The organism is Parapedobacter indicus (assembly GCF_900113765.1).
GTDB classification, from domain to species: domain Bacteria; phylum Bacteroidota; class Bacteroidia; order Sphingobacteriales; family Sphingobacteriaceae; genus Parapedobacter; species Parapedobacter indicus.
In genome coordinates, this window is the sequence record NZ_FOQO01000003.1 from 556046 (window position 1) to 574705 (window position 18660).

The following is an 18660-nucleotide window of genomic DNA, read 5'->3' on the forward strand; positions in this document are numbered from 1 at the left end:
CAGGGTCTGCGTTTAACATTGGTTTTAACGAACACTGATTTTTCCGATGTATATCGGACAAAGAAACCAGACATCACGGCTTCCGGTTGCCGCCGGGGCCGTATTTGTTTGGTATCTCATACATGTATAGCTATTTCATGATGGTTAACCTCCTTTTCCGCTGATTTAATGATTCTCCCGGTTGATGCCCGGCTATTTCCTCGACCTTGAATTTCAGACCTCCGTCGATTTCATTGACCATCCGCAGGATGTCGCTCAATTTCACATCACGGGAGATCTCGCCGACCAGTTCCATGCTGGCGTCTACATTGTGTTCAAAAATCACCTCCACATCGTACCACCGCCCGACCTGAGCCATGATATGCTGTAAACTACCGTTCAATTTAAAGTAGCCGTCCTTCCAAGCTGTAAAGGACTCGGTATCGACTTCCTGTTTGGTTACCGACCCTTCTTTGGAAACCGCCTGTTCACCAGGAAAAAGTGACACACTGACGCCGTTAGTTCCAACATGTAGACGCACAGCCCCGGTTACCAACGTCGTTTTTGTCGCGCCTTCATCGGGATACGCTGATACGTTAAACTCGGTCCCCAACACTTCGATCTGCTGTTTGTCACTGACCACCCGAAATGGTCGTTTGGTATCCTTCGCTACGGAGAAAAAAGCCTCACCGGATAGTTCCACCGTCCGTTCCTTCCCGTCAAACCGGGAAGGGTATTTGAGTGTTGAGGCTGCGTTCAACCAAACCCGGGTTCCATCCGACAGCGTAACCTGATAGGTGCCACCTTTCGGGGTCGTGAGCACCAACGGCAGCAAGGCTTCGTTGAAATTGCCCAACTCCAACCCGCTAATGGGAGTATGATCGGCATAAACGATGTGTTTCCCATCCATCACGATATTCGACTGATTACTATCCAATTGCAGGGACGGACCGCCTGCTACACTCAGCACAGCACGATTACCTCCCGGTAGGATCTCCGAAGCCAATCTATTTTCGCCGGTCCCACTAGGCTTATCCAGGAATAGGTAAGCCACGGATACGAATGCCAGCAGGGCAGCGGCGGCAACAAAGGATGCCCAACGTTGCCATATGCGCCTTTCGTTCTGGGCAATCTTCCGGTGGATGCTCGCCAAACTTCCAGTCTCCAGTTGCCGGTATGCATCGTCAGATAGGGGTGCCCTGTCTGGTAACGGCATGCGGTTGAATGCCTCAAACAGCATACGCTCCTCTTCCGGCGTACATTCGCCTCTCCGATATTTATCAAGTAATGCCGAAGCCTGATCTTTATCCATATAGGTTAACCCGATACCGGGGTGTTTATACTGATGAATTGCATTATTGGGGCAGTTGTGCTACCTAATAACGGATAAAAATTATAAGCGATTGATTTACAGAAATAAAAAAATAAACGTAGTCAGTTTTTTCCGGAGGATTTTCAGGGCATCGCTGATATGGTGCTTAACGGTATTGTCGGAAATCCCCATTTTTTCAGCTATTTCCTTATACGAGTTTTCTGCAATCCGGCTGAGTTCAAAAGCTTCACGCATTTTAGGGGGTAAATGCTGGAGTTCGGCCTCGAAGCGGGCCACCAATTCCGCATTCAACAAGGATTCATCTGCCGCTGGTGTCCCCGATTGCAACACATTCCGCAGGGTTTCCAGGTAACGGGAGGCAATCTGCGAACTCCGGATACGCATCAGCACTTGGTTCCGTGCCGCGGCATAGAAGTAATGCTTCAAAGAGAGGTTATCACTAAGGGTGCTTCTTCGTTCCCAAAAAGAAACAAATACGTCCTGTACGGCATCATTTGCCAGGTCTCCATCGCCCAGCATGCGGCTTACCAACCGGTGCATGACCGGCCAATACCGATGGTATATTTCGTCAAATGCCCGGCTGTTGCCGCTTTTCAGCAACTCCAACAGGGCAGAATCGGTATAGTTACGGAAACCCTCCATGTTAATAGCGAATACAAATTAATGCAAACTTAGCGAAAGATTAACACTAGGCTGGCAAGGTTTACCCAAAAGGCAGGTCGGCTGGGAAAACTGTGCTATCAATCTATCAGTCGGTGATCCGTTTCGTCATCGTCAAGGTCATGTCGCTAGCCGACTGCATTTTTTCTCGTAACCCTATCAAAAAGGCCAACGCCGCTGAATAGGAATTGCTAACCGAATAAAGATGCGGGCAGCATGGTATAATAGGTTTTTGAACCAAACGGGTCGACGTCCCAGAAACGCATACTGTTGATAAAGCATCTGCATAACGGATGACGCCAATACATGGGCACATACTTCGTTTTGGCGGTGTGCAAATTCTGGGCGCATCACATCGAAAATGAGCACAAGCCGACGGTGCTGGCTGTTATTCCATGCGGTATGGACATGGGCATCGCAGAAGGGCAGGATCTTCCCCTCTTCCCATCGCCTGATCTGACCCGCAACCTGAAAACCACAATCGGGTAACCCCTTCGGAACTAACAATCCTAAATGGCAGCGAATAATCGCATCCGTATCTCCTTGATGAGGATTGATATTGGCGTTTGGCTCAAGCACACTGAGCGAACAGGAGGTGAGATTAGGAATGGATTTCAGGATTTTGACCGTTTCTGGACATCGCTTGCAGTTGCGATGCATGGTGTACTTCCAGAAATACAATCCCATGGTTTTCCATTTGCGCGGAGGAAAGGACATGGATTTGTTGATGAAGTAAGGCTTAAGCCGGCCGGGCTTGTCAGCCAGCAACTTGGTCATTTCATCTCGGATAATCGTCCAGTTATCCTCGAAGGTCTTTGTCCAAGCAAGTTGTTCCCGCTCGTAAAAGGCAGGTTCAGTGCCCATGTAACGGCCACCAAATATATTATACCAGGGGTCTGTGGCTTTTTTCGGAGAACTGGGTGGATTCATATGACTCATACGGCAGACAAGTTGGGGATGCGATTCGGGATCTGGGATTCAATCAGCGCAATTAATGCTTCTCGATTTTCGCGCAATAAATCATGTCCCCCCTCGAGGAAAGAAACGGAAAAATCATTTTCGGTGACATGGACCCATTCGCGGATATTTTCCGGCGGAGCAAGCACATCATTCTTCCCACCAATTGTTACTACCGGCACAGTTATCTTTTCTTCCGATGGCCTATACGTTTCCAATAGGTTTATATCAGTATGTAACGTATTTTTCCGCGATTCATCCAAGGCAGCCCCGTGCTCTTCCAATAGCGTCTTAGCGTTGAACGTTGCGTTTACACCCCCTGGGCGCCCACAACCAGAAAAGAAAATCGCGGTGGGTAGCTGCTGATTTGCCTTTTTCAGCGCGGCAAAAAGCTCATAAGCAACAAGCGCTCCCAAACTATGCCCGAAGAAATAAAAATCCCGGCCGTTTCCGTCAAAAGACGTAAGCAGCTCTGCGATAAGCGGAGCCATGGTTTTGTGGGGCTGTTCGCTGTTACGCTCTTCACGGCCCGGCGCCTGAATAGCCACCAACGCTATATGGTTGGGTAAGGCACTAATCCAACTGCTATAAACCGAAGCACCTGATCCTGCTGCAGGAAAACAGTAGAGGGTAACAGCGCCGAGACCTGTGGCCTCCTTTAGTGTCACCAGGCAATCGCCCTTTGTGTGCATCACGGCATCATCTACTACCGATTGCGATGCAGAAAGCGTTTCTACCTGATCACCATAAGGGTAGTCAAACAGCGCTTCAAATATAAAATCGTTTACCGCCCTAATGGTCGGATAGTTGTACGGGAGCATACTAGGGAGCTTTAGCCGAAAACATTCTTCCAAGTTGACAACAAACGATATGGCCATGAGCGAATCCAATCCCATGAAATTAAAGCGCTGGTGCGCATCGATCTCATCCGTGGACTCGATCAGCATCACCGAGCGCAATTCATTGCGTATGGCTTGGCCAATAAGCCGGTGCGCATCTTCTGCATTGCTGCGCTTGATTTTTGCTAACCTATCTTCGTTTCGGGAACCCAACGGTGTATCTTTTTCGGCGAAATTAGCAAATAGGGAAGGCTGCAGCGAAAAGTTAATAAATGCACTGAATTTCCCCCAATCGATGTCGGTTATTACAGCCTGTGACACACGGTGGTTCATGGCCTTTTCCATTTCACCAAGGGCAGTCTTTGCCGGAAAGAGCCGGAATCCCATTCTGCTTAATACCTCCGTTTCACGTTCGGCAGCACTCATGCCTACTTCAGCCCAAGGCCCCCAGTTGATGCTGAGTGCCGGAACACCCAACTTATTGCGTTGATGGGCCAGCATATCCATAAAATGATTGGCGGCAGTATAATGACTTAACTCCACGGAACCCCACAATGCCGAAACGGAGGAAAAAAGCAGGAAATAATCCAGATCGAGCTGCTGGCTTAACCGGTGCAATGCCCACGCAGCATGCATCTTGATCCGGAGCGTATCCAGTAAAACATCGGTATCGAGATCAGCCACTTTGGAAAACCAGTTTACACCAGCGGCATGAATGATTCCCCTTACCGGCAATTCCCTTTCACTCAGCTCTCCGAAAACCGCCTCCAACCCAGCCGTATCCCGCACATCCAATGATACGATGCGGAGTTGTGCTCCTTGGTTTTTTAACTGGATCAATCGTTGAATACAATCGTAATGCTCACATCCCGCAGGAAGTAGCTCCCACTCTTCCTGCGGGGGCAGTTGTTTGCGGCTGATGAGCAACAGGTGCCTGCTTCCATTGTCGAAGGCCCATTGTGCACAGGCGAGGCCCAATCCGCCCAAACCACCGGTAATCACGGTAACGCCATCAGACCGGAAGGGCTTTTTCAGGCCGACTGGTGCCTCGCTGGCTGGAATTGGCGTAAGCTGCTGAACATATTGCTGATTACCTCTTATCGCTACACAGTGCTCATGCTGGGGGTTCAATATTTTCGCTAACAGGCTCATCGCCAAACTTTTATGATCCACCGCTTCCACATCTACCAAGCCTCCGCGCCACTCGGGATGTTCTAAAAAAAGTGTTTTGGCAAATCCCCAGATTGCAGAATGGGCAAGCCGAAGCAGCGCATCGCCGTTTTCTGCCGTGCCGACATGCTGCGCTTGCTGTGTAACAATCCACACTTGTGGATGAACGGCATTTTTGTGAAGCGCCCGAAGGAGGAGCACCAGCGAGGTGATGCTATCTTTGATATCGCTATCAAGAGCGGATGCATCTGCACGCTCCAAAAACGCGTTTACTGCCGCGCACGAAAAGATCATCTTCCATTGATTGATGTTCTCTTTCTTCTCGCGGTGGCTGATCTTGTAAATCAACCGGTCGTAATCGGTTTGCGTGGCTTTGGCAGGTATTCGGAAAACACTGGTTCCCGCCGCTTTCAGCAGGTCTGAAAGGGCCTCATTGAACGGATGCGTCGCTCCGACAACCAACCAGTTCGTGTCGGTGGTTTCCGTTAGGTTTGTCGGAGGCAGTGCTCCCACCGGAATCCAATCAGGTATAAATTGGATCGGTTGCCCCGCCGGAGATGAAGGTACCGAAGCAAACGTCTGAACAGACGGAGTACCGGTATCGGCAAAATGTGCCAGTCGTGCAGGAGTCAATTCTTTCAACCAATACGATTGTTGCTGGAAGACGATGCCCGGTATTTTCCCCGGGAAGACATTGCCGGGGAACAAGGCATCCCACCGTATGTCAATTCCGCCCCGATAAAGTTTCCCCACTGAATCAAGGAAAAAAAAGGCTTCAGTACGATCTCCTTTTTTTACATTCAATGAACGCAGCAACAGCGCATCGGTGGCTACCCCGCATTCATTGACAGCCATCAGAGAGCTGCCTCCCGGTCCGATCTGAATGAAGGCAGCAACTGCTTCTTCCGGCAGTCGGTCGGCCGCGAGCCTAAAATTGACAGGTTGGCGAAGATGCGCCGCCCAATAAGCTGCATCGGGCCGGGTATCGACCCGCTTGCCGGTTACCGAAGATATCCATTTACGTTGCGGCACGTGAAAATCGAGCTCCGCCGCAAAGCGTTGAAACTCGTCTACAATCGGGTCGAGCAACGGAGAATGAAAAGCCTGACCGGTACGCAATAAGCTGTGCGTAATCCCATTGGCAGAAAGAACATCCTGAAGATCGGTTATTTCCTCTTGCCTTCCGGCCAGCACAATACGGCTGCTGCTGTTGATTGCCGCGATACAGACGGAACCGTTTCCGATAAATTCCTGAATCTGATCTGGACTTGACGTTACCGCAAGCATGTGCCCTTTTATCGGTAACGAGGATGCCAGCGCTGCCCGCTTCTTGAGCAGAAGCATAGCTGTTTCCGGAGAAAAACATCCTGCAATACAAGCCGCTGCGTATTCGCCAAGGCTGTGTCCAAGCACTACATCGGGTATACAACCTACGCTTTCCCAAAGTTGCGCCAACGCGTACTGCACGGCAAACAGTACTGGCTGTATATACATTTCGTCAAGCGAGCCCTCGCCGGTCTTGCCGAACGCAATCTCATACAAGGAAGGTGCTTTGCTATCTTGTTCAAAGGCGTTGCTGCACCTGTTAAAGGCTGTACGAAACGCGGGGTACCGATGATACATCTCCCTGCCCATCTCTGCATACTGCTCACCCTGCCCAGTGAACAAAAAGCAGATGTGTTTATACTGCCCGAGCGAAGAAAAGGTGTTCCCATTGCTGTTTAACAGTTTTTTACGCAAGTCAGCTGCCGTATCGGCCAACACATAGCTCCGGTACCTGAAGGTACTTCGGTTAAGTGCCTGAGCCGCGGCAAGCTCCTGTACCGATGCTTCCGGCTGATCTGCTAACCACGTAGTCCAACAATCAGCCAACGCGCTCAACGCTTGCGGTGTGTGTGCCGACAACGGAAAAATTGTCTGACCGTACTGTTTCTGTTCGGGATCCGCAGTGCATTCAATGGGCATTTCCACGTACTCTTCAAGAATTGCATGCACCAGGGACCCGCCAAATCCAAACGAACTGATGGCCGCCATGCGCGGGGATTCCTCTTCTTTCCATTCGGTCAGTGCATCGGCGATTTCTAATCTTGATCCGTTGAGCTGGATATGGGGATTGAGCCGTTGCAAGTGAATGTGTGGGGGAATTTTTTTTTGCTGGAGCATCCATACGATTTTAATCACACTAGCAATGCCGGCAGCAGCTTCCAAATGACCGATATTCGATTTAACTGACCCAACGTAGCAGGATGCTCCTCCGGCTTCTCCATACACTTTTCTAATCTGCGCCATTTCCACAGGGTCGCCCACGGAAGTTCCCGTTCCGTGCGCCTCCACATAAGAGATGGCCGATGCAGCGATACCGGATTGTTGAATGGTCTCTCGCAGCAACCGATGTTGTGCTTCGGCGTCGGGCGCCGTGATCACCGCACTGTGCCCATCCTGGGCAGCCTTTGTAGCACGTACCACGGCCAGTATGCGATCGCCGTCGCGCAAAGCAGCGGAACGTCGTTTCAACATGACCAAACCGCAGCCTTCGGAACGTACGTAGCCATCCGCCGATGCGTCAAACGTTTTGCATCGCCCCGTTGCCGACATCATCCCAAATTGGGAAAGCGTAATGGTGGGCCCGGGTGAAAGCAGCGCATTCACACCACCCACAATCGCCTGCGTGCATTCACCGTTCCGCATCGCCTGAACGGCCAGGTGAAATGCAGTAAGGGAGGAAGAGCAAGCCGTATCAATGGCCATACTCGGACCTTTCAAATCATAAAAATAAGATAGCCTGTTGGCTGCGATGCTATTTGCGTTGCCGAGCCCCGAGTAGGCATTGAAACTTTCCATTCCCGGGATCAGCTTGATTTTCATATAAAGGTAATCATTCGTGGAAACGCCAATGAAAACTCCGGTACTGCTACCAGCTAATTCCTCCTTTTTTGTTCCAGAATTTTCCATTAGCCTCCAGGATGTTTCGAGTAACAGGCGGTGCTGTGGATCAATCTCTGGAGCTTCGTGTTCAGAAATGCCGAAAAATGCCGGGTCAAAGAGGTCCATGTCTCCGACGAAGCCCCCCCATGCGGTGTTGGTTTTTCCGGGTATGGCGGGCCGCTCATCGTAGAACAAGGCGTTATCCCAACGTGACGCGGGGACCTCGGTAATGGCATCACGGCCTTGAGCCAACAGTTCCCAGAAGGCCTCAGGCGAAGTGGCTCCCCCAGGAAACCGGCAGGCCGCACCGGTAATGACGATCGGATCTGCCTCGTCGGGCGATACGCCCACCCGCATTTCTTCGTCAGCACGTTGCGTATAGAGCGGCTGAAGCTCCTCGGCAAGGTACCTTCGCAGGCATGCTTTCCGGGAGATTTTATAGTTCGCGGTACGGGGCAAAAAACCTGTGGGCAACAGAACAATCTCATCAGGTACAATGGCGTAGTTGTCAGCAAGGTTCGCCCGGATGTGGGCTACAGTTTGCTTATAGGCGACGACCCCGAGGTGGCGATCTATTTCCTGAAATAGATAAAATCGTTCACGATTGGCGGCGGTATCACTCACGGCTGCTGTGAGGTCATTGCTACGGACAAAGGGTTGGCCCATCCGGGCTGCATGTTCAATGTCTTCCGACGAATGGTTGACGCCCCGGATAATCACGATTTCCTTGCTTCGTCCCGTAATGTATAAAAAATCACCGCTGAGGAATCCACGATCGCCAGTAGCCAACCCGTCCATACCGGCTTCATCACCGTAATATCCGGAAGACACTCCATTCCCTCTGATGTATATCTCTCCTTCCTCTCCTTCGGCACACGATTTCCCCCCTGGCTCTTTTCGGATGGTAATCGTTGTCAGGTCGCTGACCCGGTAGGGTATCAATGCCCGGCCTAGCTTGTTACCGGTATCTCTTCGTTGGACAAGCTTGTCCAGCGTAGACAAACTATCACCTCCACCAGCCACCAACAGGGTAGCCTCCGCCAAACCATATACAGGCTTAAAGGCCTCCTTACGGAATCCGGTAACTGAAAAATGGCCTGCAAAGCCATCCAGTATTTCAGGAGATACGGTTTCGGAACCTACGTATGCATATTTCCAGCTTGAAAGATCCAAATCACCGGACGGATTTATTTTACGCACGCAATGCGCAAAGGCGAAATTAGGCGCGGCAGCACTATTGGCTTTATAGGTGTCAATGGCACGCAGCCAACTGTCGGGTTTCGCGATGAACGAGGTAGGAGGAAGCAAAATGGCGGTTCCAGTTTCATAAAGCGCTGTAAACAAGTGCCCAACCAGTCCCATATCGTGATGAAGGGGAATCCAGCCAGCCACGCGCACACGTTCGCTGCGCTGGAACACTTGGTACATTTGAAACAGATTCGCGATCACATTTTCATGCCGAAGCACCACACCTTTGGGCATAGAAGTGGAACCAGAGGTGTATTGGATATACGCCGTGTGGTGTGGCAGAATATCGGGAAGTGAGCAGCTGGAAGATTGGTTTTCCGATAGCCGGTCAGCGGCTACGATCGGCAAACTGAGATCGGATTCCTTGTTGAGGAATGCGTCTACGAAACCGCATTGTTCGCCGGGAACCAATAGTGCATGTGCCTTCCGTTGCTGCGCAATAGTTTTCAGCCTGCCCATACCCGACTTGTCGTTCCGGCCTCGCAAAGGAGGCAAAGGTGCAGGGATACGACCGGCTAATATACATCCGAAAAAACAGCGGATAAACGACTCGTGATCGTCTACGGCCAGCAAAACTACATCCCCGGCATCACCGACAGCTAATAAGCTTTGTGCAGCTTCCAGACAGGTGGCTCTGAGTTCTTCAAAATTCAGTCGCTTTTTTTCCTTCCCATATGAATCCAGTAATATAAGGGCAGTTTCCTGTCTAAATTCATCAGGGAAATTGAGTACGAGATCAGCTACGTTCTTTTTGTCCATTTTTGTTACCAGTATTCGTGTTGCGGTATGGTATGCCGACTACCATCACTCGTCCGTATAGCCCATAATTTACGTTGCTCTTCTTCAAAACCAAAATAAATGTTATAGGTCGCTGTTTCCCAAGTATATATATCAAAAACAATCCGGTTGTCGCCGTATCCTAACGCGTCGGCAATTGCTTCTACGCTGTCCACCTGTTGACCGTTGATAACCAGATTCTGGCATTGGGGAAGTCCATCCCAATTTGTATTCCATGTCGTGATATCGCCTAGGATGTAGAGCATATCGCCTTTAGGCTGAACATTCAGAAAGTTGCAGATTTGCTGCAGATCTTGCTGGGGAGCCTGGGGAAAGAGCACCGCATGACCTCCGCGACGCGTCGCATCGGATAAAACCGCGGTAAGGGCTAAACAGCTGTTGATACCCGGATAAAGCAAGGTATCCGCCGGATTGACGGTGTTTGTTTGTCCTTCGGTGATCGAGATAATAGGCATACTATTTCGTTAGTTACAGGGTCCGTTCACATTCTGTATTTGTCCGCCATTGAGGCTAGCCACCAATGCAGCTCTTGCGCGGCTGGCCACATAAGTTTGTCTCGCTTGGGTAGAAGCGTTTGCCAGGTTGCCTTGTATAATGGCTGCAGCGATGGTAGATGCCCCATTAACACCGTTGATCTGCACCTGCCAATTTCTTCCTCCTCCGGGCACCGCACCCTGCACATCGAGCCTTACGGTGCTTTGATTGATGCGAAAGGGGGGCATGCGCCATAAATCGCCAAAGGTAAGCTGTGCAATAACGTCGGTGGCATCTTGTCTATTTTGATTGGACGGATTCAGATAGCGGTTTGGGATCGGGCCAAGGGGTGCAATGGTGATGGTACAGTTAGGATCCGTCATCACCGCTTCGGGGGTTGCAATACGGGCTGCATCCGCATTAGTTTCTATGTTGAGCAGGGAAACGATGGTTTGCCCATTTGCAGCGGTACCCGTCAACGTGTAGGTCTCGGAAGTCGTAAGCGTAACGATTTGCGACCCGCGCTGAATACGCTCGCCGGTAATCTGGATAGTACCCGGGTTCAGCACGAGGGTACTTACGTTGGCCGTCACCCAGGTTAATTCATATTGTCCACTGCCTTTTGACTCGGCCTCAAAATACTGTATTTGTGGATGCGTGGTGTCGCCGGACCCGAGATAAAACAGTGACGTGGCACCCCCGGGTTGGTAGATGGCAAATGTATTCAGTTCGTTGCTGAGCTGAAGTTCCGTGGCGCCCCAATCGGCCGGATCGGTCTGCACCTTGACACCAGAGAGCATGCCTTCATTGTTCATCGTGCCGAACTTGAAATAGGCAAGGCCAACAGGCGAAATTTCAAAAGACATGGGAGCAGTGGCGGGGTTGAGATAGCCATTTACCGTGAGTGGGTAATTCGCGGTGGCGGGCATATTCCCGAAATTTCCCCGATAGGCTTCCACCAAATCGTTACCCGGGTGTACCTGTACCGGAGAATCGGGATTGTTGATGATCGCTGCCGGAGTGGATATCGCGGTCGACGAGCCATATAAACTTCGCCAACTCAATACCACCGTGTCGGCTGCTCCGATTTTTGCACCCTTATCCGCGTCATAAGATAGGATTAAGGGCGGTTGCTGCGTGAGCGTAACGGTGGTTTCGCGGTGTTGGTTATCGCCTGTATACACTTTTGCCGTATAGGTACGCTGCGGAATGGTGGTCGACGCGATTGTCACTTTACAGCTGTCGGCATACGGCGGTTGGCCTGCCACGGGGAATTTTTCAGCGCCTGAACCGGAAGGAAATCCGGATATTTCCACACCGATGCCTCCCATCGACTGCCAATAGAGCGTGGATGGCTGATTGAGCCCCACAATCAATGGGTCGAGCCAAGCAATGATACCCAGTTGGGCGGGAAGTTTGTCGATATTGACCGATATGTTTCCCGATTCGGAACCGATATATTCCTGAATAAGGACGCTCGCAGCAGCGGGAGGGCTGGTGGTAGCACCGTTTATTACGACATTGACGAAATTTATTTCGATGCGCTCGCCCGGTTGCACCGTAGTACCGATAGGCGATTTAACGGCAAAATAGGTCCCCCCTGCATCCAGTGCACACGTAAATCCCTCGGTGAGCGAAGTGGCTGTAAAGGTCAATGCATTGACTAAATCGGTATTGCCACTACCAACTGGAAAGGTGATGTCAATTTCGTCGCCGTCCGGACCTCCGGCAAAAAATACCGGTGTGCCGGTTACGGGATTTTCAATCACCAGCTTTAAGTCGACCGTCGTCGCAACAAATACTTGCGGAGGCTGGAAGGAGTACTGGAAAAGTGTTTCAGAATTCATGGTAACTGTATTTAATTGGAATTGGTTGTCGGGCCGGACAACGTGATCCAGCCTTCGATTAATTTCACGGCATTATCCTGGAGTGTCGCCACCGGACTGTAGGGTGCAATAGCTACCTCGGGGTTCCAACCGGTAACATCCTTGCGGGCACACCAACCCCAGTTACCCTGCACCTGCGCCGGTGTCGGCATTTTGATCTTCCGCGGGTCGAGCAGTAGAGGCCCCGCCCGGAAGGTGGTCTTTATGTTGTTCAAGGCCCGCGTTACCGGGCCATTTGGAAGTGCTAGGGTACTGGATGGCAAGCTGCCGGGAATAAGCGGTACCGTACCGCTGGGATCCACGAGCAGCGTAAGTTTCGCATGCGCTCCGTTGGCCGGAAGTGCAATCACGTGATCTGCCTGCACATAGTCTGTTTTAAAACCCGGCGCATCCGCTGCCGACGCGAGGACCGATAAGGTGTTTCTGTTGCCGCCTGCTTTTGCTGGCATGCCAGCCGCGGCATAGGTTTGACCCCGATTACCGTATACGGCATAAAATGTATGGTATATATCGTCCTGAAAATACCCCAATACGCCATTTCCATCGAAAAATGAATCGCCTACACGTACGTTGAAAAGCGCTCCCATGTAAGGCGGATCAACCGGATCATAGGTACCGTCCCTGTTGTAATATGCACCTGTACTGACCCAGCTTTGGTTATATAAGGGCGTCCCAGCCACCGTCAATGCCACTTCCGCTCTTATCACTGCCAACGGCCGTCCCAAAAGGAGGGCCATGTTCCCATTCTGGTTATTGAAATTGGACATGTGCCACAGGGTCGCATCAATGGCAGACAAAAGGTCACTGTAGGCGTCAGCATCCTGAGTGAGTCCGGTTTGCAGCAGCCCCAGAATAAATTGCTGAAGATGGCTATTTGGCAGCTCGGGCGGCGCACCAAGTGCGGTATTGCTTCCAGGAACCGCCTCCCAGCGTATCGTATATTGCTGCGTCAACGCGTTGGAAAAATCGGTCACTTCGCGTTGCACCTTCATCACTGAGCCCAGGTTCTCCCCATTTTCATCAAATACCATCAGCGAATTGTCCAGGTGATTAGCCATCACCCAACCACATATCGGATTGGTCAGGTCTGAAGAATTGGTCGGTATGTTGTCATTATCACGTTGCAGGAAGTTAATATTTGCCTGCGCCGCCTGTGCCAAACGGGGCGGAAGCTGGCCATATTTGCTGGCATCTTTACCGCTGTATTCGGGGCTATGTGTGTCGATACTCTCCGACCAATAAATAGTAGGAATAGGCGATTCCGGCCCAAGTTGTGGGTCTTTACCCCGCAGCACCTGTCCGAAAGAATCTACGACCCAGAGATCGATCACCTGAAAGTGCCCCGAACGAATCGGAAAAAAGGGAAGCGGATCCGGTTGACTGTCACCGCCGGTGACGGGCCGGTAATTGACACTCGTATCGGTTAGTAACGCCGTGATTTCAGGATCATCGGGATACCTGTTCATGGCCATAAGCTGAGTGGTGAGCTGGCGGGTAAATCCGCTCATGGCCTGGGTCAGTACATCCAACTCACCGATCCTACTGGCAACCAGGGCCAAACTTTGCTGCATGTATTGTGGAAGAAAAGCATAGTTCGGATCGGATTCGAATGAGGCAAATTTACCCTGTATATTTTTAGCTACCCGAGCATTCAATATGGCCCGTCCCTGGAAAATCAGTTTGTTGGGTGGAGCAGGAATTGCGGTTCCCTGCCAGGCATAGTCGATATCGCCCAGCTTCCAATCGGTAAGCTGCTTCGTTTCATCCGAAGAGGTGGGAAACCAGCTCACCTGCCAGTCCATGTAGATCGGGGTCCACGGTTGGCCCTTACGGAAACTCACGCCAACCGCCGCGGGTATAAGCCCGTTGAAACCCGCTACTTCGCCTAAGGTTTGTGTAGGGACACCTATTTTTTCAGCCGGGTTCCAGATCGCACTCTGTTGAATCTGGATCTGATGGGCCAACGTGCTGAGATCGGCCGGTGTGTAGCTCACGCCGCGCTTATTGAAATACAGCAGGGCTATAAGGGTAGCATTACCGGTATCCAAGATGAGCGTTTCTACCCAGATATCCATGACTTCTTTGGGTATCGCATTCCATACCGGAAAGTTGACCGCTGCCAGCAGTTCCGCAGCACCGATAGTTTCGGTAATTGACACGCCATCCAAGGTATAGCTCACGTTGATACCGGAAACGGTCTGCCCGGTAATACGCACAAAAAGTTCGCCGTTTTCTTGTGCAGCAGACGGTTCAAGCAGTTTACTATCCTGTTCGACTCCTGCAACCATAATGACCGGATCGCGTGGGACTGAATAAGGTAATCGATCAACCGCCTTCACCAGATAAGTACTGCCAATAAGGGTTTGCAGGGCAGCAGACTGAGATTCTACCGCTTGCGACAACTCCTGGTATTGCTGCAACCGGTCGCTAAGCTGACTCTTTATCTCATTGATACTCTGATTGACGGCCGTTACAATCGCCGAAGGGGTCTTCCGCCCCATGTAGCTGCTTTTTATGCTAAGCATAAACAGCTCGCTGCGCAGCGACTGCACCTGTGCAAGATTATCGTTCAGCTGATCCTGCAATGTATTGAGGGCAGTGAGTGCATCCGTTTCCTCCTGATTTAGCGGAATACTTTGCTGCCCGGCGGTTTCCGTTGGCTCTTGCACGGAATTTTCAGGCCTTACCACCATCCATTCCTGCCCACTATATTCAGACTCGAAACGGGAATTATGCAGGAGCATTTCCACCTTCACCGGATCTTTGTCCAAATCGAATATCAGATCTTTCTGAAAGGCTTCCAGTACGCGCTCTATGGAATTAATGATCGTTTTATCGGTGATTCCTTTGTTTTCAGCAACCATATGGGCCATGTATGTCGAAATGGATTCGATGGAATTATTACCTAAGGAAATTTTCGGATATTTCAGCCCTCCTCCGGGTACACCGGTACCATAAGCAGTTTGGTTGCCCTGCCAATTTACGGTGGCCACCATGGAATGACAGATGGTTTGGCGGGGAAGCGCCGCTTCCTGTGTATTGACACCGTATTGCTGCTGCCAATTATACCAGGCAACAATAGCCGCTTTCGCTTGGGGAGGAAGGTTAATGCCTGCTGGATCCCAGGGGCCTTGTAAGCCATGATCACGCTGCCACGCCAACCAGGTATCCACGGCCTGTGTTACCTCATCCTGGCCGTCGCCGAGTGTCCATCCATAGGTGCTGGAGAGTGACTGCTGCCAGTCGTCGTTGTTTTCTGTGGGTATGCTGTACAGCAGGTCGTTGGCCGGGTCGGCATACCAGCCGATGATCGAATAGGTATACACAGCGGCATCCGCACTCAGGTCGTCGTGTAATGAAAGCACATTCTTGATGTTGTCATAGCCCACCGACCAGGCAAGGTCGCCAGGGCCGGCTGCCTGCAGAAAGTAACCACTGGGCCCTGCAACGCCTGCCCATCCGTCTAAGTTGATGTTTTGGCCAATACCCCGCACCGGATAGGCCGTATCGGATGGATAGGGATATTGGTTGTAGGCATTCGGATTATTCCCGAGATCAAACAGCAAGTCACTTTGCAGGATACGTGCCACCACCGTCGGAGCTACCCCGGGTTGCCCATATTGAAACCGCGTAATTAGCCACCGATTGGGGATAAAAGGAAAATCCACTTCGGCGTTGTCTTGTTGTGAAGCCTGTTGACTGCCTTTCCGCAAGGTATAGGGAAGTGTCCACATCACATGTGCGCCGACTGGAGGACATTTCGTTTGATTGAAAGCCTGTGGGGAATCAGGCAGCTGCTGCATCCACAGGTTGTAGTAATTATTCTTTGTGCCCGACCAGGTTGTTTGCGAATTGAAATCCGGCTGCCCGATAAGCAAAATATCCGTTGTCATCGGTACCAACACACATGGGCCAGGCCATACAGGCATTTTAGTTACTTCACTCATTGAGATTATCGGTTTTTTTTACTCCGCTTCGCAGATCGGGTAATTTTCTCCAAAAACATATTGCTGAAACCCTGCCCCCTGCACCATTTGAACGGCAAATCCACCCGGAGTAAGCGTTCCATTTTCGAGTGCGCCCGATGGAAATTTACTTTCCAGGGAGCTGACCAGGTCGGTTATGGCGACCACTCCTTTTTCCGTGCCTCCGCGCAGGCTACTGCTTGCCTGGAGGTATCCTCCCGGGGTGTCCGGGTCTTTGATCTGTTCACCCGCTGGATACGCTCCGTCTTTTGGGAAGCCCAACCCACGCAGGTAAATGTTGAACGTATCGGCATCGGCTTCCCGGTTGATGCCAAAGTGGAGCCCTTCACCAGGTTCAATGAAATCCACCGTATCGGGTATACCGTTAAATAAACATAGCAGTGTATTGTCCGACAGCCGGTCCATCCGGAGTAAATCCAGCGCAGTCCCCTTGGCACTGGCGTTCACTTCCAGGCCCGGCCACCCCGAAACGACCTGAGAGCGAAACAGCAAGCCGGTTAAAGTACCGTCAACTACTTGCCCTCCGTTATTGGTGCTGCGCAGAATCGCTCTCAGCTGAACTTGCTTTTCGTTCACCTGCGCGTAAATGCGCTCAAAAAAAGCTTCATTGAAAACCTTTTCCATCGACGAAAGTACACCGACGCTGATGGCTCCATCTATCAGCCGGTTGGTCCAATTGCGATCTACGTAAAAAAAACGCATGGATTCCGTGGGCAATAGGCGGGCGTCAGCCACCATGTATTCTACAGGCACACCGTAAAGCAGGCTGAGCTGAGCCAACCAGGTCGCCAGCTCATCGGTAAGCGGCAACGTTGTGCTTGTTGATTCCGAAGCTTGCAGCAGGCTGCTCGCCACTTCTTGATGTAAGGCTTCGTAATTTCTCCAGGATTTTATCATTGTTCTGATTTTTGCTGTTGGATTTTTTTCTTGATAAACAGGATCGGATCATCACCGCTCAGGTGAATGGCCTGCTGTTCCTTGTCGCTTAACAGCCCCGGAAGGTCTTCATTGGCACGTCCCGGGACTTTGGGCCAGTCTACGTTGCTGAAATCAGACGCCAATACGTGCTGCAGACCGGCAACAATGGAATACCTCTTCCGTTTGCCGTCAACCGCTTCGGCACCCAATGCCTGGGCTTGTTTTTGCGTCACAGACCTTTTAGCTTCCTGCAGCAGCGACTTCAGGTAGTCGTTTCTCCATGAAAAAAATCCGGCGGAAAAAGCGGCATCGGAAAGTGCCAAGAGCCGCCCGATCTGCCAAGCAGCACTGTACGCATGGTTGAACATACCATATTCAGGATCGTAATGCATGGCGTGATCACTGAAATGATAAGGGCCGTAAGCAGCATCCTCTCTCGTGGGAGCAGCTACGAATGGGCCTCTGTACCACGATGTAGCCCTTTCGCCCACCCGCATGTCGTTTTGAAGGGGTACATAACCGATTTCCAACGCCTCTTTAGCCAGCGGCGAAAGCTCCCCGGCCACTTCCGCATCGGGCATTTGCAGCAGCTTAACCCCTCCGCGGCCTGGTTTGCAAAGATCCTCCATGAGGTTCAGGAAACTACCGCGGTTGGCCAGCGTTGAAAATTGCCAGCTGCCAAGCAATGCCAAACGTATTTTCTGATACCTGGTTTCAATGGTGCTTCCATGCAGGTGTGCCTGATGGCCTTCATACGAAACGAGATAAATGGTATTCTGATCACCGGCATTCGGCAGACGATTGCCGATGATGACCGAGAAACATCCATCGTCTTCCATCCCCAACATCACTTTGCCATCGGTATTGACCACGCGCGAATGTGCCAGAAAGGGAAGTTCTTCCAACGACGGTGAAATCGCTTGAAAATAGGAGATATCCAGGTCTACTACAGCTACCTTGTTGTCCATCGGGCCGTAGATTTTCCCCAGATCCGGTGGCAATACCGTGTCGTCAGCAGGATTGACCAGTTCCGAAACACTTACGGAAAACGGTGTGCCGGCCTTGGATCCAGTGCCTTCCAGATCCCCGGAATAGATGGTCAGCAAGCCCATCCATGGAACCTGATTAATAGGTGTATCCCCATCAATGGGCGCATCAGCAGCTCCGGAAGGGTCGATCTCCCTGGACCAAGGCAGTGAAAAATTACTGAATACGATGCTGGGAAGCGAATTGCTGAAATCCCCGCTCTGATTCGCCGGCGGATAGACCATGTGTATCTGCGCGGGGTTTAGCGCGAATCGGGGACCGTCGACCAATAGTTGCTGGCTGGCGTCATATACCGGATCGCTCGTTTCACCTGGGAGATCTTTTACCACCTGTGTTGCCGTAAGCGTATATTCCCCGGCCGGAAGAGGTGGCTGTATGGAATCCAGAAATTGGATGTGGCCCGGAGCCACACTTGCCGGTTGTGTGGAAATTCGATTCAT

At 51.3% G+C, this 18660-nt stretch carries 9 protein-coding genes; all 9 read right to left on the reverse strand.

The features are described 5' to 3' along the window. Nucleotides 1-130 precede the first annotated feature (130 nt). Nucleotides 131-1291: a FecR family protein gene (locus tag BMZ56_RS08790; protein ID WP_090626182.1), complete on the reverse strand. Its 1161-nt coding sequence runs from the start codon at nucleotides 1289-1291 to the stop codon at nucleotides 131-133. Between the two features lie 96 nt (nucleotides 1292-1387). Beyond that, nucleotides 1388-1954, reverse strand: coding sequence for an RNA polymerase sigma factor (locus tag BMZ56_RS08795; RefSeq protein WP_090626183.1), 567 nt, complete (start codon nucleotides 1952-1954; stop codon nucleotides 1388-1390). A gap of 177 nt (nucleotides 1955-2131) precedes the next feature. After that, nucleotides 2132-2911, reverse strand: a complete 780-nt coding sequence (locus tag BMZ56_RS08800; protein ID WP_090626184.1) for an aspartyl/asparaginyl beta-hydroxylase domain-containing protein — start codon at nucleotides 2909-2911, stop codon at nucleotides 2132-2134. Continuing rightward, nucleotides 2908-9870 carry a type I polyketide synthase gene (locus BMZ56_RS08805; RefSeq protein ID WP_090626185.1) on the reverse strand — a complete coding sequence of 2321 codons (6963 nt, stop codon included), beginning with the start codon at nucleotides 9868-9870 and terminating at the stop codon, nucleotides 2908-2910. The genes BMZ56_RS08800 and BMZ56_RS08805 overlap by 4 nt, the downstream gene beginning before the upstream one ends. A gap of 5 nt (nucleotides 9871-9875) precedes the next feature. Then, nucleotides 9876-10364, reverse strand: a complete 489-nt coding sequence (locus BMZ56_RS08810) for a hypothetical protein (RefSeq protein ID WP_090626186.1) — start codon at nucleotides 10362-10364, stop codon at nucleotides 9876-9878. Nucleotides 10365-10373: 9 nt separating this feature from the next. Then, on the reverse strand, nucleotides 10374-12230 hold the full coding sequence (locus BMZ56_RS08815; protein WP_090626187.1) for a hypothetical protein: 1857 nt from the start codon (nucleotides 12228-12230) through the stop codon (nucleotides 10374-10376). Nucleotides 12231-12241: 11 nt separating this feature from the next. Further along, on the reverse strand, nucleotides 12242-16216 hold the full coding sequence (locus tag BMZ56_RS08820; protein WP_143072884.1) for a hypothetical protein: 3975 nt from the start codon (nucleotides 16214-16216) through the stop codon (nucleotides 12242-12244). An 18-nt stretch (nucleotides 16217-16234) separates the two neighbouring features. Then, nucleotides 16235-17152 (reverse strand): hypothetical protein, encoded by a 918-nt coding sequence (locus tag BMZ56_RS08825; protein WP_090626189.1) that lies wholly within the window; start codon nucleotides 17150-17152, stop codon nucleotides 16235-16237. After that, on the reverse strand, nucleotides 17149-18660 hold the full coding sequence (locus BMZ56_RS08830; RefSeq protein ID WP_090626190.1) for a hypothetical protein: 1512 nt from the start codon (nucleotides 18658-18660) through the stop codon (nucleotides 17149-17151). Before BMZ56_RS08830 ends, BMZ56_RS08825 begins: the two co-directional genes overlap by 4 nt.